Origin of the sequence: Veillonella sp. T14073-2 (assembly GCF_002959875.1) — a bacterium.
Classification (GTDB): Bacteria; Bacillota; Negativicutes; order Veillonellales; family Veillonellaceae; genus Veillonella; species Veillonella infantium.
In genome coordinates, this window is record NZ_PPDC01000001.1 from 310,826 (window position 1) to 332,389 (window position 21,564).

Genomic DNA, 21,564 nt, shown 5'->3' on the forward strand with positions numbered 1-21,564 from the left:
ATGACTTTAAGTCATAGACTATGCATTTTTATCACTATTGTTTTTTGTATACACAAATACACAATCACTACTTCTCACGACCAAAGTTGTCCCCTACTTCACAGGTTACAGTAATAGCCTCGTCCTTACCATAGGGTACAAAGGTGATTTCTGACGCATGTAAGCATTGACGTGTATAGGGTTTATTGCGTGTCCCATACATGGCATCTCCCACAATAGGATGACCAATGTGTTCCATGTGCACGCGGATTTGATGTGTTCTGCCGGTTAATAATTTGAACTTCAATAGCGTATGTTTGACTTCGTGACCAAGAACTGTATATTCCGTTTGAGCTGGTTGACCAAATTCATCGATGACACGGCGATTATCAAATACTGGATCAACACCAATAGGTTCATCAACTACGCCATCTTCGTTAATACAGCCTTCTACTAAGCCTGTGTAGATACGGCCGATACGACCAGCTTGCAATTCATCAGTGTAATATTGCTGAGCTTCCTTTGTTTTACCAAATAGAATACAACCAGATGTGTCTCGGTCAAGACGATGTACAGGGCGCACCTTGTGAACTACACCTTTTTTCGCATAATACCCAGCCACATAATTACTCAATGTACCAGATTTAGTTTGTCCCGCTGGATGAACAAGCATGAATGGAGGTTTATTAACTACTAGGGTATGCGCATCTTCATAGAGAACAGTAATCGTCCCTTTTTCTACATCGACGCCATAGTCTTTATCCTGTGGTAATTCCAAGGTTAATACATCACCCTTTTTGAGGGAACGCTGGGAATGGGCTACACGGCTATTTACTTTCACCCGTTTCTTGCGGAACATCATTTGAATATCTCGAGAGGATAATGAAAAGCGTTCCTTTACATATTTAGATACCGTCAATTCTGTTGGTTCTTTCACTGTATACGTTTTCCAGCTCATATTACCACCATTCGTTAATATATGTTTTTTGTTCAGGATAGAGAATATCGAAGAAGTCTAGCCATTCCTCATTAGCTAAAAGTTTACCTTCAAAAGCAAGATTACGAGCGGTTAATGTGCCCATTAAGAGTTGGCTCAAAGCACCGACTTCAACAGTAATATCTACGTCCCCATCTAATGTGTCAGACACCTTTTTAACCGTTGGAGTCAATGCGCCACCATATTGAACTTCATAGCGACCTTCATTCCACTCACAAAGGCTATCTTTCACACCAAAGGTCATTGTAATAGGCATCATCAAAGCCTCTGGGTTTACAGGGATGGATTCGAAGGCAGCTTTCACATCCACAATACGGCTCATCATGTACGGCATGGTAGCATGTCCGCTTTTACCATCTGGATAGAAGCGATAGTATGTATCGTGAAGGCCTTCATTCCAGCGAATAGTAGTGCCTTGAGAGCGGTGATTATAGAAGTAGTTCAACAATGCTCGTTGTGCACGACGTGTAGTATAAACTAATTCGGATACAGGAATTTCTGGTTGACCTAAGCGATACACTGCATAGCCTTCGATAATTCCTTCATCATTGCGCACTACAGCGATATTCACACCTTCTGCAAAGAAGCTGCCGAGCAAGCGTTTCCATTCCTTTTCACCCCGCTCTGCATAACCAGAAAGACGAGCTGTATATGTTTTATATACAGGATCAAGCAATGTCCATTGGTCAACGCTATTAAGTAAACCAAAGCTCAAGGATTTATCAGTCATAGGGCGCAAGTCTTCAAGAGACATAGTGTTCACCCATTGATGAGCATAGAGTTCCCAACCATATTGTTGGTAGAATGCAGCCTTGGAAGGCATCAAAATCGTCAATGCTTGACCTCGGTTGCGAAGTTCTTCAAGAGAAGCCTTTAACAACGCACCACCTACGCCACCACGACGAGCTGCTGGGTGTGTAGCTACGCCAACCATATAGCTAGTAGGCAGTACAGCACCACGAACATTGATATTATATTGACGCAAATGAACAGTGCTCAACAATTGGTCTTGTTCAAGACCCACCACTGTATTTTCAGGTTCATAACAATTTGTAAAGTAATATTGGAAGAATGGATCTTCCTTTGGTTCAAAGCAGTACGCCCAAAGGTTTTCCACATGTGGAGTATCTTGAGCTGTTGCAATTCTAAATTCCATAAGTATATCCTCGTTTAGTATAAAAAACGCTCTCTATCGCTTACATCGCATCGCATCGCCATGATGATATATAATGTACAGTCAAATAGATAGGCTAACACCTCTATTATAACAAAAATGAGCTATGAAGCACATCGGCCTCATAGCTCATATTTTTATTTACCGCCTGTTGCATTATCTGCTTCATTAGCATATACTGCATCATATTTTTCAGCAAAATGATCTGGATTATAAGATTCTTTTGCTTGGCGAAGACCAGGAAAGCCCATGTCTTCTTCACGGTTGATGAATTCTACTTCGCTAAATTCATGACGAATGAATTCATTATTGATTGCTTGATACAAACCACGGATATCTGGATTTGCTTTTTCAATGTGAATCAACGCCATTTTATCATTCAATAATTCACCGATACTGAAAGCTTCAACGCGGCCAAACAATTTGATGGCGCCACCTTTAAGGCCTAGTGTTTCCCAATTATCGAATAATAAGTTAATAGCTACCAATTCATCTTCGATACCTTCTTCATGATGAGTTTCTACCCAAGATGCTGCTGTTTCGCGGCACAATGGAATGATATCTTCTGTAATTGGCATATATTCATAGTTAGAATATTGCATACGGAATTGGTTCAAATGGTTTTTCTTTTGACGGAACTTCTTACCAGATAAGTTGATAAGATCTTCAGATTTGTAAATGTATTCGTAGTTGTCGCGGTCAGGTGTAAATTCATAACGACCAGGACATAACTCTTCCATACGCTCTTTTACAACTTTGCTAACACCTTTGAAACGGAATGGCAAATTATTTTCTACGAACCATTCTTTAGCGCGTAACAAACCATCAAGGAACTTTGCATCTTTACCGGCAAACGGAGGCAATAGGAATGGTTCACGTTTACCGCCACCTTGGATGTACAATACGCCGTTTTCCTCAGCCCAACGAATACCATATGCCTCTTGCCACATAAATAATGTAGTAAAGCAATTATCGGATGCTTCGTAATGATGTTGTTCAAAATATTTATCGATTAATGGTTTGTCTCTTAGTTCAAAACGTTTAAATTCTAAAATAATAATCCCTCCTATCAGATTCCCCTTACGAGGTTGCTTTCACAGTCTGTGAAAGTTTTCTTGTAATCATGCATTCAACATAAATAAAAACTCTAGTAAAAACCTTATGGTTCGTAATTACAATTTTACAGATTCTCCTAATTCAAAGGTGCCATCTGTAGTGATGACCTTATCACCTTCGTTCAGCCCAGAAATGATTGCTACATCATCATCTACTGTAGTGCCCACTTCAACAACACGTACATCGACGGTATTATTTTCAGTTAATACATATACGTACTTGCCATCTTGGTTTTCACGAACAGCTTTACTTGGAACGGTTAACATCTTCGCCTTTATATCAGACTCGATGATGAGCGTATAGAACTCACCAGCCTTGATGAGGCCCTTGTCATTATTGAAAGTAGCTTTCACAAGGACACTTGGTACATTTTCTGGCTGAGTCACATCTACATAGGTCAATTCACCTGGTAACTCTTGGTCACCTACCTTGAGGAGTACCTTAATACCCTTTTTGGCATCTGGTGTACCCAGTTTCATCGCCGCATCACGAGGGATGCTAAGAGAAGCTACCATTGGTGTAGATTGTTGAATCATCATGAATGGACGATCAGCAATGGCCATTTGACGGTCTTCATTATAAATAGCAGTCACTGTACCAGCTATAGGCGCTACGATTGTAGATGCTGCCATTTGTGCAGATACTTGAGCAATTTGAGCTTGGATAGCTGCCGTATTGGCACCACCGCCGCCACCACCAGTTGTTACCGTCGTAGTTTGTGGTTGAGACCGTTCTACAATGCGATCATATTCTTTTTGTGTAATCATACCTGCTTCGCGCATCTTCTGAGCCTGTGCTAATTGACCACTATCTACAGAGGCTGCCGTCGTAGTTGTAACGGATGTCGCATAGGACTGAGCTTGCGCTTGCGCTAACTGGCCTTGTAAGGATGCTAGCTGTTGCTGTAAAGCCGATGTATCTACAGTGGCCAAGGTTTGACCTTGCTGTACTTGGTCGCCTACTTTTACAGCATATGCAACCTGCCCTGTCAACGTCGGTGTTACCGTCGCCTTATTAAGAGCTGTCACATTGGCATCATTATGAATCTGCAGCGGCATATCCTTGTATGTTACATCAGCAACGGATACAGTTTTTGTACCGCAACCAGCAATGGCCAAGGCCATCATCACAACACCAAGCATAGCAACTACAGAATAAATTCGTTTTAATTTCATTCTGTCACTTCCTGTCATATTGATTTTTATCAATACCTTAGTATATCATAAAATCAATTAGAATTGTATGAAAGCTAATTCCTTTAATTTATGGATATAACGGAGGTTCTTATGGAAGAACGGATGGACTTTAGAATATTAAATAACGGCAGCTTTATTCCTTCTATCGGTTATGGTACTTATAAAACAGGCACCGAAGGGGAAACAGAACAAGCCGTTGCTAATGCACTTGGCGTAGGTTACCGCTTGCTCGATACAGCCGCTTACTACGGTAACGAAGAGGCAGTTGGTAAAGGTATCAAAGCATCTGGCGTTAATCGTACAGATATCATTATTACTACAAAAATTTGGCATACCGATGCAGGCTATGATAATACAATGCGAGCTGTTGAAAGCTCTCTAAAGAAATTAGACACTAATTATATCGACATCATGCTTGTACATCAACCCCTTGGCGACTACTATGGTTCTTGGCGCGCCATGGAAGAGTTATACGATCAAAACGTATTGCGTGGGTTAGGTCTATCTAACTTTTACGAAGATCGCTTAATCGACTTGCTATATCACTGCAATGTAAAACCTGTGGTGAACCAAATCGAGTGCCACCCGTTTAACCAACGTCAGTCCTTATTACAATTAATGCGTAAACATCAAGTAGTAGGCATGGCGTGGTCTCCATTTACTCGTGATCGCCAACCGATTTTCGACCACCCGATCATTAAAAGCTTGGCCGAAAAATACGGTGTCACAAAACATCAAATCATCTTACGTTGGCATATCCAACGAGGCATCATTCCATTGCCAAAGGCAAACAATGTAAGCCATATGGAAGCTAACTTTGATGTATTCGACTTCAAGCTTACTAACATCGACATGGACGTTATGGAATTATTAGATCAACAAGACTTCTTAGAAGATCATCACACGGCGCCAGGTCTTGAAAGATTATTACAACTAAAATAGAATATAAAAAGAAAACCACTTATATCATCTTCCTTTAGGAATAGATATAAGTGGTTTATTTAATTTATTATACTTTATTCTATTTAGGTACATTAAATACGGCTTGTATAAGTATCATATAGATAACTGTTCCTGCCGCAATCGATACGAGCATATTACGTTTCCATAAATGTAATCCTACCGTAACTAGTAAGGCAATAAGCTCAGGAATACCATATGGATACGATAAAACAACGGTCTCCTTAAAGGTATATACCACAAGCATACCCATAACGGCAGCCGGCAAAGCCTTGCCTAAAAAGAGCACAAAATCCGGCGCCTTTTTTCCTGGTGGAAACACGAGGAAAGCTCCAAAACGAGTAAGTAATGTACCTGCCACAACAATAGCAACAGTAATGACCATTTCTGTACTAGTCAAGATGTACACCTCCCCACTTGTACGCAATATAGCAGGCTACCAACATACAGCTCATAGATAAAAGCATAAAGAGTGATTTTCCCACCAACAAGAGCATCACGATCGCCATAGCTGCACCAGCTACACCAAAGGCTCTAATTTTGTTATTCTTTGCATTAAGTAGCATTTCAAGGAATACCACAATGAATAGTCCAGGTAATACAAAACCAATACCACGCAAATCTACAGATGCTAATAAATCACCAAACAATCCCCCTACAAAGGTACTCACCACCCAAAAGGTATAATTAAGCCACGATACATGGAAGTAGAACCATTTTTCATCCACATCATCGGGCAACTTCGTAGATACATTAATTGCAAAGCTTTCATCACACATCCAGGCAACGGTAGGAAACCATTTCCACCCCATATTAACATATCTCTGTAATGCAGATAAACCATAGAAAAAATGGCGCCCATTAACAAATAAGGTCAGTATAAAAGCATTTACAGGATCAAAGCCTGCCATGAGCAGCCCAATAGTTACGAACTCCATAGAGCCTGCAAAAATTGTACTAGCCAAAACAGGGGCGGTCCACCAAGGTAATCCCTGACTGGTAGCATACAAGCCAAAACCTAATCCAAGGAAGAAGAAGCTGAGCCCCATAGGAACCATAATAGGAAATGCAAAAGAAAAGGCACTTTGACGCTTTATTTCACTCATGGGCTTACCTCCTTTCTTTAATAGGTTAATCAGTACATTATGAGATGGCATTACCATCTATTACGCAATAATTCGCACCTAACCCTAGCATCACACTAACAATAAAAGACACCCTGAGGTGTCTTTTATTAATTTATTATATTATACATGGTAAAGATTGACTGTCAAAAGTTAAATTATTTGCTCAATCAATCAATCAATCAATCAATCAATCAATCAATCAATCAATCAATCAATCCGATTATAAAGCGCGCGTTAAAATTTCACGAGCTACGTCTGGTGTTACATCGCCTTTTTCACCAAGTCGAGTCATGCCATGGTCTTCTAATTGTTTCACAACTTTATCAACTGCTTCTTCGCCTAGACCATAGTCTTTCAAATGTGTAGATACGCCAAGGGACTCGAAGAATTCACGCGTTTTAGCGATAGCCTTATCTGCTTTCTCTTCTTTTGTACCTTCCGTAATATGCCATACACGTGTAGCATATTGTGCCAATTTTTCAAGCTTATCTGCTTTTTTCACTTCTAACAATGCAGGCAATACGATTGCTAATGTAATACCATGGTCAAGATGGTACGCCGCAGTTAACTCATGACCGATAAGATGTGTTGCCCAGTCTTGTGGCACACCGGCACCAATCAAGCCATTTAATGCCAAGGTAGACGCCCATACGTGGTTAGCACGAATATCGTAGTTTTCTGGATTTTCTACCGTTTCTTTGCCGATTTCAATCATAGTTTTCAAAATGCCTTCGCTAAAACGATCTTGAATGCGACCTTCAACAGGATATGTTAAATATTGCTCTGTGGTATGCACAAAGGTATCAATAACACCATTCTTAACTTGTTTTTCAGGCAATGTGAAAGTCAATGTTGGATCAAGCATGGAGAACTTAGGAAATACTAAGCTACTGAATACAGGGTATTTACCTTCCCCATAAGTAATAACTGCACCATTGTTCATTTCGGAACCTGTGGCAGGAAGCGTCATAACTGTACCAAATGGTAATGGATTTGGTACCATCTCTACCGGAACCTCTGGCACACCAGCTTTCATAACCTCAAGGACAGGGCCATCATAAGTAGCGCCCATAACGATAAGTTTTGTAGCGTCTACTACAGAACCGCCGCCTACAGCGAGAACGAAATCTACACCATGTTCTTTAATGAAAGCTACCGCACGTTCACACGTTTCAAGAGATGGGTTTGGCTCAATACCGCCGAATTGCTCTACCTTACGATTACCAAGTGCCTTTACAATGCGGTCAATAAGACCACTGCGCACAGCAGATCCACCGCCGTAAGTAATGAGCACCTTTGCATCCTTTGGAACCAATGTATCTAATTCACCTAATCGATTTTTACCAAATACGATATGTGTAGGGTTATAAAAATCAAAGTTAAACATGGGGACCTCCTAAGTATTATATTTATGTTCCACCATTTTAATTGTATAAAACTTATCTTTATTATATCATATTTCGATTTTTTTAGATATATCTAGATAATGCTACTTTCAGTTACTTAATAACTCTACTTTACAATCATCGTAAAAGCCATAGTTTTAATCTATATCCAACCCCTATGTTTTTATCTATATACAAAACCCCATTTATATGATAGGATATAACCATTATATGTATATAGAAAGGGATGTTCACATGAAATTAAAAAAATTTATTGCCCCTCTTCTCGTTGGCGTTTTAGCATTCGCCATCGCAGGCTGTGGCACAAATACAAATCAATCTAGTCAGACACCAAAGGAAATTAAAATCGGTGCTACTGCTGGTCCTCACGCTCAAGTAGCTGAAGCAGTTGCAAAAGAGGCTAAAAAACAAGGTATCGACCTTAAAGTTGTAGAGTTCTCCGATTATGTAACACCAGATAAAGCCCTCGCTGATGGTGACATTCAATTGAATGCGTACCAACACGTGCCATTCATGGAAAACTTTAACAAACAAAATGGTTCCAACTTAGTAGCAATCGGTAAAACCCTTTTAGTGCGTATGGGATTATATAGTAATAGTGTACATAGCGTACAAGATGTACCTGAAGGCGCTACGGTTTCTATTCCAAATGACCCTACTAATGGTGGTCGTGCATTAGTATTATTAGCTAAAGCTGGATTAATTACGTTAAAAGATGGTGTCGGCTTCAAAGCAACTGTTGCAGATATCACATCTAACCCGAAAAATATAAAGATTCAAGAATTAGAAGCAGCTCAATTACCTCGTAGTCTAGATGATGTAACAATTGCAGTTATTCCAATGAATTATGTACAAAGTGCTGGCCTTAGTGTAGAAAAACAAGGTTTCTTCTTCGAATCCAAAGATGAACCACTAACAGTCATCGTACTTGCGGTACGTAGTGAAGACAAAGACAATGAAACTTACAAAAAAATTGCAGACATTTACAAATCTGATGCAATTAAACAATTCATCAACGATACTTTCAAAGGTAGCATTACCTCTGCAAACTAAATAAACAAGAACCGACCTCTATCAAATTAGAGGCCGGTTCTTTTATTTATAATGCCAAAAAGCGATACCCTAACTTTTTAGAGTATCGCTTTTATTTTATTCTTTAGTATCAATCACGTTTATTCTTCAGTGTCGAATGTAACGTCCAATGGTTGGCGTTCCACAATATTGCGGTAACGAACCTTTGGATAGCCCATCAAGATACCACCAGCAATGATTTTATCCTCAGGTACACCTAATAGGTCCAATAATGGTTTATATTCTGCTTCTCCAGCATGTTCAAAGAAGCCTGCCCAACAAGTGCCTAAACCTAATGTTGGTGCATACAACTCTGCATAAGACAAGCAAGAATGACCACTATCGTGAGTACGATGAATATCCTTTTTAGAACCGATAGCCACTACTAACGCAGGAGCATCGCGCAAGATGTATTCCTTACCTTTATCAACTTCAGCTTGTGCTGCACGAGCATAAAGACGCATAATGGGCACAGTTTTTGCAGCTAAATGCATCCACTCAAGAACGAGATCTGCAATGCGGCGCAACTTTTGTTTATCCCGAATAACAATATAGGAAATACCTTGTGTATTTGTCGCTGTTGGAGCCATTCTCGCAACATTTAATACCTTGCGAATAAGCTCAGCAGGAACTGGTTTATTTTGATAATTACGAATAGAGCGACGGCTGCGTAAGAATAACTCAGCTTGCTCTGGTGTTAATTTTTGTTCTTTTGTGATATCAATTTGCTCTTTACGTGGTGTCATATCACTATCAAGAGCAAGTGTAGGGCATACAGAAATACAATGCCCACAGGAGATACAACCTCCTTTGCCAGTTACAGGTCCATTTTCGGACATCACTAGCAAGCCTGTCGGACAGTCAGCTACGCAAAGGCCGCATCGTGTACAGACTTCTGTATTGACGGTAAATAACATCTGATAAATCCTCCAAAAACTACTATAAAATTCATTATAACACAATTAATCGAGGGTTATCTAGGCGACGTACTCTTTTGAACATCAGCCAACCTATTTTGATGGGGCCCCGTTACATTTCGACAACCTAGTAAAAAAAGTACCAATATACTTGCTTGCTCCGTCCTTCGCAAAGTCGCTGCACAAGTATATTGGTACTTTTTTATTACTATATTTATAAAGATGTCCCATCAAAATAGGTATATCGACCGTTAAATACGTAACCCCTAGATAAGCTGATTAATTCCTATAAAAAAGGTTTATAGTAGTGGCGCCACGCCCACCGTCCGGGAGAAACTAGCCTGCGGTTAGTCTTTATAGTAGTGGCACTACGCCCGCCGTGGAGGAAATGGCTAGCCTAAGGCTAGTCCGCGGATTAGTTTTAAGCCTAATTTAGTCAAAACTACCTAGCGTTCTTTCCCTAGCCCCACCAAAAGCAGATTGAGTAAATGTCAGATGCAGCTTGTGATGGGGAGTCAGCAATATATAGAGGGAACTTAGTCGCTTGCTATGGGACTAATTCACAACAGGTGTTATAAAAATAAAACTAGGTATTTCTGCAGCGACTTTACGAAGGACGGAGCAAGGAGATACCTACGTTTCTAAACACTTTCCCCCATCACACAAAAGCATATTGAGTAAATATCATATGTAGCTTGTGATGGGACTAGTTAATAGCAGGCGCTCAAATAATAAAAAGAGTTCCCTATGCAGCGACTTTGCGAAGAACGGAGCAAAGAGGGAACTCTTTTTATTATTTATTGAGTTGTCGCAATCTAACCGGGCCCCATCACAAGCGGAGAACGTATTTACTCAAATGCTTTTATTAGTTCCATGTATTCCGCTTTGTGTGTCATTCTCCAGGTACCAAAGTCTGGTTCTGGAGATTGGTTAAGAATGTTAGCCAAGGCTTCTAAGAATTCTGGAATTTTTGCGGCTACAATATTGCCTGCCATTTTACCAAAATTTTCAGAACCCATGTGTTCGGAGCCACCGTCTACGAGGATGAAGGCTACTGTAGGTTTCTTGTCTACTAGTTTTACAGCACCATGAAAGCCAATTTCACCGATTTGGTGTGTACCACAGGAGTGTGGACAGCCAGAGATGTGTAAACGGGGTAGTTTTCTTGTATCTACGCCTTTTTCTTCAAGGTGTCCGAAGATATCTTTCAACAGACCATTGGAGTCTTGCATACCGATTTGACAAACCGTAGAGCCTACACAGGATACGGAGCGGCGGAAGTCATTTTCTGCACTGTCATCTGTTAATTCTGCAATTTTACGAGCCTCATCAGCAGTAAGGTTGATGAAGAACAATGCTTGGTCTGGCGCAATACGAGCCTCCACTTGATCCAGTGTTACTGCATAGTCGAGAGCAGCCAATAGATGTTCTACATTAGCATCGCCACCTGCCGGATGGTATTCTACATAGTATAAACCTTCTTGTTTTTGACGATGAATACGATCATTTTCCACAGAATTATCACGCTTACCTGTTTTCGTAATTTCATACGCATAGTCAGCTGGATTAATGGTTAATTGCTCAACTTCTTTCACCATTGCCAATGTTTCTTCATAAGTCTTGATGAAAGCTTCAGCCCCGCCCATTTCAGCAGGCATGTAACGGGTACGAGCCTTACCGCGGTTTTTGAAATTGCCATGGTTAGCAAAAACCATAAGCATAGCTTTCACATGATACAATACATCCTCAGGTTGCACATCATGTGCCACAGGAATACCAATGCGAGGATTTGGGCCAATACCACCACAAGCGTATACATCAAAAGTATTATGTTTCGTTAAATTGAAACCAAGGTCCTTGAATGTAGCATGAGGCGTACTATCAAAGCCATTGTCGATGCCCATTTTAAACTTGCGAGGGATTTTGATGTAGAACATTTGCTCTAAAAGGAACTCGCTAATAGCCGTTGCATACGGCGTTATGTCGAGGGTTTCACGAGGATCAATACCGCGCAAAATACTAGCCACTACATTCGGATTGTCTCCACCAGCACCGCGATTATAGATACCATGGTCATAGCATTCTTTATAGAGGTTTAAAATAGTATCGCCATCGAGGCCATGCATTTGTAAGCATTGGCCGGTAGTGAAATGTACGTGTTGTAAGTTATATTTACGAATAGCATCTGCTAAGAACTGCATGTGCTCGCGCGTCATACGGCCCCCATTAAAGCGCCAACGGCTCATACCGGAGTTAGCACCGCGTTCGGCGTAACTACCATAAGCACCAGATTGGCCTTTATAGTCCGCAATAGACATTTCTTTCTTATAGAATTTGTGCGTCATATCTTCAAACTTTGGATAATCTGCAATTAATCGATCTTTCAATTCTTGTGTAATCATACTATTACCCTCTTGGCTTATATCTATTAAGCATAATACAAAACTTTGTATTGGTTAGTATACCATATACGCATACATATGTTAGTAGCCAAGCTCACAATTTTAATATCAATTACAAATAATATGCTTTACAATCTGTAATAATAATCACTTTTAATTAGGGTATTGAAAAATCCTAATCACATAAAAAAAGAACAGCCCAAAGGCTGTTCTTTCATTATTATTAAATTGTACTGTGTAGAGATAATTCTAAGTCTACCTATTAAACTCGACCTTCATTAGGATTGTTATAGGCATCTTTATCGATAGTGCCCATGATTTTATCTACTACAAGCGCATTTGTTAAGGAACCAGATACGTTCAAGCATGTACGGCCCATGTCGATTAATGGATCGATAGCAAGGATTGGGCTGATAGATGTGAAGTACGCACCAAGGCCTGTACCACTAAGGGATACAGATGCAGCCATTGTAGCAGTACCAGGAACACCTGCGATACCAACGGAACCGATAGCGATAACGATAACACTCATGATGTACATAGTCAAATCAAATGGAATATTTGCTACATTAGAGATATATACAACTACGAGTGCTGGGAATACGCCGGCACAACCTTGCATGCCCGCAGTAGTACCAAAGGATGCTACTGTATTAGCTGTTGTAGCATTTACACCAAGACGTTTTGTCAACGTTTCAACAGTCAATGGCAATACGCCCATAGAGGAACGGGATGTGAAAGCTAACAAGAGTGGAGCTTTTGCTTTTTTGAAGTATGTAATTGGGTTGTAACCAAAGCTAGCAATCAAGATAGCTTGAACAACGAACATAATCAAAAGACCAACGTAAAGCAATACTACGAATAGACCCATGTCTAAGATAGCTTGCAAGCCACGTGTTGCCAATGTAGATGCCAACAATGCAACTACGCCGTACGGCATAAGACCAATAATGAAGTCTGCTACCCAAGAAATCAATTGATGAAGTTCATCAAATAACTTAGTGAAGATTTCCATGCTATTTGTGCCTGTTTTCTTCAACAAACGAGCAACACTACCCAAGATAATAGCAAATACTACGATGCCAATAACATTAGTTTCAGCAGCTGCTTGAATTGGATTGCTTGGAATCAAAGCACGGAATGTATCAACCATTGGTTTGATTTCACGAATCTTTTTACCAGATTCAACAATATCGAACCCTTGTCCTAAACCGAAAGCATTGCCCAAAACAAGGCCTACGATAGCAGCAACAGCTACCATGCCAAGGTTTGTAGATACCATGGCAACTACTAACTTTTTAAGGTTAGCACCCGCCTCCATGTGCAAGATAACATGGACGATAGAAATAAATACAATAGGAATAACAAGCATACGAATCAAATCAATGAACCCGCCCCCCACTAGAGAGAACCACTTAGTACTTTCTTTGATGTAAACCACTTTAGATGGATCATCTGGGAAGCCCGCAATGATTTGAACTGCAATACCGAGTACGGCACCAACAATGGTACCAATAATAACGAGATTACCAAAGGATGTACCCTTGCGTTGCAACACATAAATACCAATTAACGCAAGCACAAACACTGCGATAATAGCGATACTTATTGGATTGCTTAACATGAGGTAATCTGTAAAGAATGGAATGTTCATAATACACCTCTTTTAATTCATATCACAATAATAGGTTATTAACTAAGTATAGCATATATCGAAAATTTTACAAGTAAAATAATTCGAATTTTATAAGTTTATCTATACAGAATCTGCAAGCTCCATAAACACGTTAATCTCCATAGTTCTACAGCTACCTATACAGTCCCAAGAGAGCTCTACATCACAATAGAAATTAACACATATAAAAAAGGTGACCTTCCTAAGGAAGATCACCTTTAAAATTATTCAGTTATAGCTATACCTAGTTAATGTATTAGCGATTAACCAAAACGTAAGTTACTTGGATAGGACCATGAGCACCATCTACAGTAACCAACTCAATATCAGCTGTACGGGAAGGACCAGAAATCAAGCAGATATTTGTAGGGAATTTGGATGGATCGTTATGATAACGTTCAGCCAAATGTTCCATAGTTTGAGTCATACGTGGGTTGATTGTATCAGTGTACAATACAGCAATATGTGTTGTAGGCAACAAACTGATAGCACGACCAGATTCTTCACCAGATGCTTGTACTACAGTAGCTGTTTCAGCAATACCGCAGTATGGGAATGTAATACCGATATCTGCATTGGCAGTGTTGGAGATACATTCTTCACGGCCTTTAGCTGGGTCCCATTGGAAGTATGTACGAGTGCCACCATTATTAGCTGCATCTTGTTCGAATAATTCTTTTAATTTATATTCGTCTACTTCAGGAGTGCTTGGGAATACAATCTTACCATTGCCCCAGTCTTCAATAGCTGCCAAAATTGTTTCACCTAATTTATCAGGTGTAGTTTCAACGAATTTTGTACCAACACGTTGACATTGTTCCTTAAACATTGTCAAAATTTGATCTTGATTCAAATCTTTGAACATAGTTTCTTGAGGACCATGGCTGTAATCAAAGCCCTCTACAAATGCAGGGCACATTTCTTGATCACGGCCTAATGCACGAGATAAACGTGCAATAAATTGTTTACGTTTAGCTTCATCCATTATTTTTTCTCCTTCTTCTTGTTCTTTTCATGTTCAGCATATAAGTCACGGAATTTCTTAAACTTCAATGTACCCATTTCTTTAGATTTAGTCCAGCCGTTCATAACTGGAATAGCTTGAGTCCATGTAGGCATATTGCCTTCTTTGTTACTAATCAAGTTCATGCCGATAGCGCCAGCTTTTGTACCAAGGTCGAATAATGTGGAGTTACCAAACATCTTAGCCGCTGCAGTGAAGATTGCTTCTTCTGCTTTCGGACGAGTTTTTTCGATGTCAGCCATAATATGACGGTGTTCCATCAATAATTCATGCAATGGAATAGCTACTGGACAGTTTTCTGTACATGCACCGCACAATGTGGAAGCATATGGAAGATCGCCTGCTACGTCGTAACCTTTGAACAATGGAGTCAATACAGCACCCATTGGACCTGGATATACGGAGCCATAACCATGACCAGAGATGTGACGGTATACAGGACAGATATTCATACATGCACCACAACGGATACAACGTAACATTTCTTGGAATGTACCACCTAAGATACCGGAACGACCGTTATCGATAATGATGATATGAGTTTCTTCAGGACCGTCAGCTTCGCCAGCACGACCAGGACCAGTCATCATGGAGAAGTAGTTGGAAATTTTAGCACCTACTGCAGAGCGGTTCAACATTTCCATCATTACGTCAAGAGCTTTGAAGTCAGGAACGATACGTTCTGTACCCAAGAAGATTACTTGAGTCTTAGGAATGGAGCTAGCCATACGACCGTTACCTTCGTTGGAAACGATAGTACAAGTACCGGATGCAGCAACTGCAAAGTTACAACCGTTAACGCCTACGTCAGCTTTCAAGAAGCGTTCACGTACATAACCACGTACGAAGTGAGTCATTTCAGTAGGGTTTTCAGTACCTGTATAACCTAATTTTTCAGCGAAGATTTCGCGGATTTTATTACGTTCAAAGTGAAGGCCTGGTACTACGATGTGAGATGGTGGGCTCACTGCAGTTTGCAAAATGAATTCCGCCAAGTCAGTTTCGTTTACTTCGATACCAGCTTCTTCAAGAACTTCGTTCAAACCAATTTCTTCAGTTAAGATAGTTTTGGATTTAACGATCATTTTGGCTTCCCGTTCACGAAGGATATCCAAAGCGATTTGAGTTGCTTCTTTATCGTCAAATGCAAAGTGAACTTTAGAACCAGCTTTTTCAGCGTTTTCAGCGAATTGGTTTACATAGTAATCCAAATTGTTAAGAACGTGATCGCGAAGTTTAGCTGCTTCTGCGCGGAAATCTAACCATTCAGGAACGTCCGCAACTACTGTATTACGTTTATCATAAAACACGTCTTGTGCTTTTTTGATAGCTGCAACTTTGAAATCATCAGCCAAACATTCTTTTATACGTGTTTTATAGGGGCGATTGTCATATATAAGTGCCATGTCGTCTCCTCCTTAACGGCAGTTTAAGATTTCAGCAATATGCATTACTTTGATACGGCGATCGATTTCGCCTTCTTTGTGAAGACGGTCAAGCATACCAGCGATGTTCATCAAGCACGCTTGGTCAGAACCGGAAATAACGTTAGCACCTGTGCCAGCGATTTCCAATGCTTTTTCGCGTGTCATAACTTCACTAATTTCAGGATTCTTAACAGAGAATGTACCGCCGAAACCACAGCAACGGTCTGCACGTGGTAATTCAATCAAGTTGATATCTTTAACATTTTTAAGGAGTTTGAATGGAGGTTCTTTAACGCCCATCAAACGAGTAACGTGGCAAGAAGTATGGTATGTAACGGATTCGTTAAAGCGTGCTCCAACATCCTCTACACCCAATACATCAGTAATGAATTGAGTGAATTCATAAATTTTGCCGCTCAATCGTTCTGCGCGAGCCAACCACTCAGGTTGATCTTTCAAGAAATGATGATATTCATCACGGATTGCAAATGCGCAAGAGCCGGACATGCTGACTACATATTCAGCGTTTTCGAAGCATTCGATTGTATTCTTAATTGCATCCATAGCTGCTTCATTGTAACCAGAGTTAGTGAACATTTGGCCACAACATACTTGTTTCTTAGGCACTACGAGCTCGCAGCCTAATCTTTCAAGTACTTCTACACCAGCCATGCCTACATGTGGGTAGAACATGTCAATCAAACACTGTTGGAAAAGATGAATTTTCATATTATCGTCCTCGTCTTTTCTAGTACTTAACCTAATAAAAAATTTTGATATGTATGTGTTATGGCAAGAATTCTAGTGAAAGTTTTTCAATAATTTTCCGCCCGAAACATTACTTATGCTTTCAAATAAATATTCAAAAGCTTTATCGATATAATTATAAATTAATCATATAGAAAATGTCCAAAGGATTGCTATATTAGTATGTACCCTTTTATTTCTCATATCGTTATGACTTTTTGTAATAACAAACATTGCATTTTATCACAAACGCCTCCTTATTTATAAATTATTCTTGTAAAAGTCCCTTAAATTCTAGATTTTGGGAATATTTATCATTTTGCAATTTTCAATGGTTCTCATATCGTTATTTACTTATAATTCATTGAATATTTATATAAATAGGCTTTAAATTTCAAATTCATGTAATTTTTATCCTTATATATTACATTTTCTTATAGTAGTGTATAAATTTAAAAAGTGTTATAATTTATTTTATATAAGTATAGTTTGAAAGGAGCCTTTTCAATGAAACTAAATAAATTATCTTTATCCTTGGCAATTACATTAGCCCTCGGTTCCACATTCGGCATGGCTCACGCCGAAACAACTGCGGCTCATGTAAAATCTGAAATATCTAGTACAGCTACAAAAGCTGAAGTAGCTGCTAAATCTGACGAACATCGCGTTGATACATCTGTTAAAAATGATGCTAAACGTGTAGATACATCTGTAAAAAACGATGCTAAACGTGTTGATACATCTGTAAAAAATGACGCTAAACGCGTTAATACTTCCGTAAAAAACGATGCTAAACGTGTTGATACATCTGCTAAAAATGATGCTAAACATGCAACTACAGTTGTAAAACACGATACTAAGCATGCTCATGCATCTGTTAAAAGCGATGCAAAACATGTTGATACGTCTGCAAAAAATGATGCTAAACGCATAGATACATCTGTAAAAAACGACGCTAAACGCGTAGATACTTCCGTAAAAAACGACGCTAAACGCGTAGATACTTCCGTAAAAAACGACGCTAAACGCGTTGATACATCTGTAAAAAATGATGTTAAAGAAGATGTTGCGAAAGTAGAAGGTAAAAAAGCTGTAAAAGCTAAAGAAAACTTACCTGCTGGTGTATATCCTGACACTAAAGATAACTGGGCTCGCGATGCTATCCAAGCAATGACACAAGCTGGTTACCTTTCTGGTTACGCAGATAACACATTCAAACCTGGTGCTCAAATCACTCGTGAACAAGCAGCTGCTATTTACGGCAAAGTATTACAACATAACTTAAATGAACAAGAATTAGCTGATATCGTAACAAAAGAATCTTCTACATCCTACTCTGACGTAGAAGCAGATCGCTGGTCTAGTTCCGCTATCAAATTAGTAAGTGCTGCAGGCGTAATGGAAGGCACATCTAAAACAGCTTTTTCACCTAGCAAAACTATGGACCGCGAACAATTCGTAGCATCCGCAGCAAGCTTGGCTAAGAAGTTAAACCTTTCTACACCTGTAAAAACAGAAAAGGTTACTTTCAAAGACGAAGCTAGCATTTCCTCTGCTTACTTGGCAGATATTCAATACATGGCACAACGTGGCATTGTAGCATCTGGGGCAACAGAAAACTTTAACCCTAAACAACCTGTAACAAGAGCACAAGCAGCTACAATTTTGAACCGCATGCTTAACGGTGCTGGCCTTGCAACACCAAAACATACTGCAACTGAAACAAAAACTGAGCCAGCTGTAAAAGAAGATGTAAAAAAAGCTGATACAACAGAAAAAGATGCATCTAAAGTAAACAAAGATGCTAAAAAAGATGTAGCTAAAGCTGACAAAACAGTAAAAGCTGATGCAAAAAAAGCTGAAAAAGATGTAAAAGGCAACAAAAATGCTGCAGTAGCTCAAAAAACTGAACCTACTCGCACAGTTCGCCCTGTTCGTCGTAGCACTTTAAAAGCACTTGATCAAAAACAACAAGCTGCTTTAGAAGATAAAGTATTCAATGAATTGAATAAAACATATAAAACAGAAGAAGCGTTCCAAGATTACGGTGTAATGTACTGGCGCGATAATCAATTGCACGTAGCATTGAAAACAGATAGCGATATCTCCACAGTAAAAGCTAACCTTGCTGCACGTGGTGATTCTACTGTAAACAACTATGTTGTAGTTGAGCCATCCCAATACAGCCAAACTGAATACGATGCAATCGATGCGAACTTCCGCAACTACTACAACAAAAATGAAAAAGCTGGTACTATCCTAGCTACATTCCCTGATGTAGAAAACAACCAACTTTATGCTGTTGTAACAACTGCATCTAAAGAAACTCAACAAGGAATGTCTAAATTATTCGGTTCCAAAGTAAAAATGACAGTAAAACGCTAATCGGCGTTCACTCAACTAGCCAAGGCAGCGTATACGTTTAGTATTACGCTGCTTTGTTTATATCTCTATGCATGCCTTATTATTCGCTATATAATGGATATAGATTTTTTTGTTGGTAAAAGTTTATATTCTTCGGCTATAAAACGTTAGCCATTTACCATAATTAGGAAGGATTTTTATGTACAAGAATACCCCTTATGTATTACGTGCCCTTGTTTTAGGCACACTATTAGCTACAACAGGCCTTAGTTTTGTTTCTGCTAATACTACAACTCATGCTCCTGCAGTAGCCTCCACTAAAGCTGAAGCGTCTACCGCAGACAATACAAAAGCAGTTACACCAAAAACAGATGTTACTAACGTAGAAGCAACTAAAGTAGAGTCTTCTAAATTTGATGCTGCTAAAGCTGCCACACCTATAGTTGTAAATACATCTATTGGTACGCCTCAAGATATTCAAAAAATCCGTGCCCACATCTTCTCTGATGTACCTAGCGATTTCTGGGCTGCCAACTCTATCAGTACTGTAACAAAAGCAAATCTTATGAAAGGTTATTCTGACGGTACATTCCGACCTAACCAACCTATGACTCGTGAAGAAGTAGCTGCTCTCTTCAACAACATCACAGATGATGGTACAGCAGCCTTCTTATCTAGCAAATTTAAAGATATTACATCTGATCGTTGGTCCGCTCTTGCCATCGAATCTGTAGCGCGCAAAAATATTATCAGCGGTTATGGCGATAACACATATAAACCTGAAAAATATATGTCTCGCCAAGAATTTGCTGTAGTAGCAGACAACTACATTCACTACTTAGGATACACAACAGAGGATCCAACAGCACTTGATAGTATTGCTTATGGAGACCAAAAATTCGTAGCTCCTTGGGCTCAAGATGCAGTTCGTGAACTTGCATACCTTGGCTTCACAAACTACGCTCCTGGCACATTATTCAACCCTGAAAAATATGTAACTCGTGCTGAAGCAGCTGAGATTGCATACCGCATGACACAAACAGAGCAAGCACTTGCCTTCCACAATACATTGTTCAAACAACAAGTAGAAAGCAAAACAGCTACTATTATCGACAAAACATTAGGCTATGGCAATGACTTCACTAAATTCCGTCAAGACGGTGCCCTCTTCTGGGATGGTGGAAAATTACATGCTTCTTTAACAGATAAGAAAAAAGCTGATGCTGTGGCTCATGCAATTTCTGAAACTCAAGATCCACAACTTGAAAGTGCTCTTGTAGTATCTCAAGGTAAATTAAATCAAGCGCAACTTGAAGATTATCAATCCGATGCTCTTGATTTATACAAAGCTAAAGAGCCAAAAGGTAATATCATTTCCATACGTCCTAATGACGATACAAGCGCTCTTATCATCACAGCAGACTCCGTTCAAAAGGACACTGTGAAAGCTTTCAAAAAGAAATTTAAAAACAATGTAGTCGTAGAATTACCAGAACCAGAGACAGTAAAAGCGGATGCAGCGATCCAATTCCCATTGCCTCCACGCGTAAACTACTACGATACAACAAATAAATAATTAAATAAACTCAATAATAAAAAATAATCAGAACCACCCGTAAAACGGGTGGTTTGCTCACGAGCTATAAGCCCGTAGTACTAGGCCAGCGTCTAAAGGCGCTGGCTTTCACTACGTTCAAGCCGCATAGCCATTGACTCGTAACGCTCCCCTTAAAGGGGATATGTATTACTTGCTACCCTTAAAAGGGTCCTCATATTCTTTTACACTAAGTTTATCTTTCATCTGGTCATGTAACTCTTGCTCACGTATATATTTTTTTACGGTAGCTTCATTTAAACCTACCGTACTTACATAATATCCCTCGGACCAAAAGTGTCTATTTCCAAATTTATACTTTAAGTTTGCGTGTTTATCGAACATCATTAGTGCACTTTTACCCTTTAGATATCCCATAAAAGATGAA

Annotated in this window: 18 protein-coding genes; 4 read left to right on the forward strand and 14 right to left on the reverse strand. The window is 39.5% G+C overall.

Going from position 1 to position 21,564, the window contains the following annotated elements; all coding sequences use genetic code 11:
- Nucleotides 1-67: 67 nt before the first annotated feature.
- From VCHSUH04_RS01540 to VCHSUH04_RS01555, 4 genes are all read right to left on the reverse strand, one after another.
- On the reverse strand, nt 68-937 hold the full coding sequence (locus VCHSUH04_RS01540; protein ID WP_105085043.1) for an RluA family pseudouridine synthase: 870 nt from the start codon (nt 935-937) through the stop codon (nt 68-70).
- Nucleotide 938: 1 nt separating this feature from the next.
- A complete protein-coding gene (gene eis / locus VCHSUH04_RS01545) occupies nt 939-2,132 on the reverse strand; it encodes an enhanced intracellular survival protein Eis (RefSeq protein WP_105085044.1) in 1,194 nt (397 codons plus the stop codon).
- Nucleotides 2,133-2,287: 155 nt separating this feature from the next.
- Complete coding sequence (locus VCHSUH04_RS01550; protein WP_199176412.1) at nt 2,288-3,223, reverse strand: DUF2156 domain-containing protein; 936 nt, start codon at nt 3,221-3,223, stop codon at nt 2,288-2,290.
- Nucleotides 3,224-3,322: 99 nt separating this feature from the next.
- Entirely contained in the window at nt 3,323-4,459 is a 1,137-nt protein-coding gene (locus tag VCHSUH04_RS01555) for an efflux RND transporter periplasmic adaptor subunit (RefSeq protein ID WP_369819970.1), read from the reverse strand.
- 93 nt (nt 4,460-4,552) lie between these two features.
- Here VCHSUH04_RS01555 and VCHSUH04_RS01560 point away from each other — a divergent pair, with 93 nt between their 5' ends.
- The gene (locus VCHSUH04_RS01560) at nt 4,553-5,404 is read left to right on the forward strand and encodes an aldo/keto reductase (RefSeq protein WP_105085047.1); all 852 of its coding nucleotides are present in this window, start codon (nt 4,553-4,555) and stop codon (nt 5,402-5,404) included.
- 79 nt (nt 5,405-5,483) lie between these two features.
- Here VCHSUH04_RS01560 and VCHSUH04_RS01565 read toward each other — a convergent pair whose 3' ends face one another.
- The 3 genes from VCHSUH04_RS01565 to VCHSUH04_RS01575 all read right to left on the reverse strand — a co-directional run bounded on the left by VCHSUH04_RS01565 (nt 5,484) and on the right by VCHSUH04_RS01575 (nt 7,936).
- Nucleotides 5,484-5,822, reverse strand: a complete 339-nt coding sequence (locus VCHSUH04_RS01565; RefSeq protein ID WP_105085048.1) for a branched-chain amino acid transporter permease — start codon at nt 5,820-5,822, stop codon at nt 5,484-5,486.
- Entirely contained in the window at nt 5,815-6,480 is a 666-nt protein-coding gene (locus tag VCHSUH04_RS01570; RefSeq protein ID WP_369819972.1) for an AzlC family ABC transporter permease, read from the reverse strand. Before VCHSUH04_RS01570 ends, VCHSUH04_RS01565 begins: the two co-directional genes overlap by 8 nt.
- A 289-nt stretch (nt 6,481-6,769) precedes the next feature.
- The gene (locus VCHSUH04_RS01575; RefSeq protein WP_105085050.1) at nt 6,770-7,936 is read right to left on the reverse strand and encodes an iron-containing alcohol dehydrogenase; all 1,167 of its coding nucleotides are present in this window, start codon (nt 7,934-7,936) and stop codon (nt 6,770-6,772) included.
- 253 nt (nt 7,937-8,189) lie between these two features.
- Between VCHSUH04_RS01575 and VCHSUH04_RS01580 the strand changes: the two genes are divergently transcribed.
- Complete coding sequence (locus VCHSUH04_RS01580; RefSeq protein ID WP_060924464.1) at nt 8,190-9,008, forward strand: MetQ/NlpA family ABC transporter substrate-binding protein; 819 nt, start codon at nt 8,190-8,192, stop codon at nt 9,006-9,008.
- A gap of 119 nt (nt 9,009-9,127) precedes the next feature.
- Here the strand turns inward: VCHSUH04_RS01580 and VCHSUH04_RS01585 are convergent, their stop codons facing one another.
- The 6 genes from VCHSUH04_RS01585 to VCHSUH04_RS01610 all read right to left on the reverse strand — a co-directional run bounded on the left by VCHSUH04_RS01585 (nt 9,128) and on the right by VCHSUH04_RS01610 (nt 17,200).
- Nucleotides 9,128-9,943, reverse strand: a complete 816-nt coding sequence (locus VCHSUH04_RS01585) for a nitroreductase family protein (protein ID WP_105085051.1) — start codon at nt 9,941-9,943, stop codon at nt 9,128-9,130.
- 848 nt (nt 9,944-10,791) lie between these two features.
- Nucleotides 10,792-12,345: a nitrite/sulfite reductase gene (locus tag VCHSUH04_RS01590; RefSeq protein WP_105085052.1), complete on the reverse strand. Its 1,554-nt coding sequence runs from the start codon at nt 12,343-12,345 to the stop codon at nt 10,792-10,794.
- 262 nt (nt 12,346-12,607) lie between these two features.
- Nucleotides 12,608-13,999 (reverse strand): cation:dicarboxylate symporter family transporter, encoded by a 1,392-nt coding sequence (locus VCHSUH04_RS01595; RefSeq protein ID WP_105085053.1) that lies wholly within the window; start codon nt 13,997-13,999, stop codon nt 12,608-12,610.
- A gap of 277 nt (nt 14,000-14,276) precedes the next feature.
- Nucleotides 14,277-15,005 (reverse strand): lactate utilization protein C, encoded by a 729-nt coding sequence (locus VCHSUH04_RS01600; protein ID WP_105085054.1) that lies wholly within the window; start codon nt 15,003-15,005, stop codon nt 14,277-14,279.
- The gene (locus VCHSUH04_RS01605; RefSeq protein ID WP_038124682.1) at nt 15,005-16,450 is read right to left on the reverse strand and encodes a LutB/LldF family L-lactate oxidation iron-sulfur protein; all 1,446 of its coding nucleotides are present in this window, start codon (nt 16,448-16,450) and stop codon (nt 15,005-15,007) included. Before VCHSUH04_RS01605 ends, VCHSUH04_RS01600 begins: the two co-directional genes overlap by 1 nt.
- A gap of 12 nt (nt 16,451-16,462) precedes the next feature.
- On the reverse strand, nt 16,463-17,200 hold the full coding sequence (locus VCHSUH04_RS01610; protein WP_105085055.1) for a (Fe-S)-binding protein: 738 nt from the start codon (nt 17,198-17,200) through the stop codon (nt 16,463-16,465).
- Between the two features lie 525 nt (nt 17,201-17,725).
- Here VCHSUH04_RS01610 and VCHSUH04_RS01615 point away from each other — a divergent pair.
- Nucleotides 17,726-19,603: an S-layer homology domain-containing protein gene (locus VCHSUH04_RS01615; protein ID WP_233188222.1), complete on the forward strand. Its 1,878-nt coding sequence runs from the start codon at nt 17,726-17,728 to the stop codon at nt 19,601-19,603.
- A gap of 178 nt (nt 19,604-19,781) precedes the next feature.
- Complete coding sequence (locus tag VCHSUH04_RS01620) at nt 19,782-21,158, forward strand: S-layer homology domain-containing protein (RefSeq protein WP_105085056.1); 1,377 nt, start codon at nt 19,782-19,784, stop codon at nt 21,156-21,158.
- Between the two features lie 168 nt (nt 21,159-21,326).
- Here the strand turns inward: VCHSUH04_RS01620 and tnpA are convergent.
- The coding region (gene tnpA / locus VCHSUH04_RS01625; protein WP_146104557.1) for an IS200/IS605 family transposase at nt 21,327-21,564 on the reverse strand (238 nt) is incomplete at its 5' end.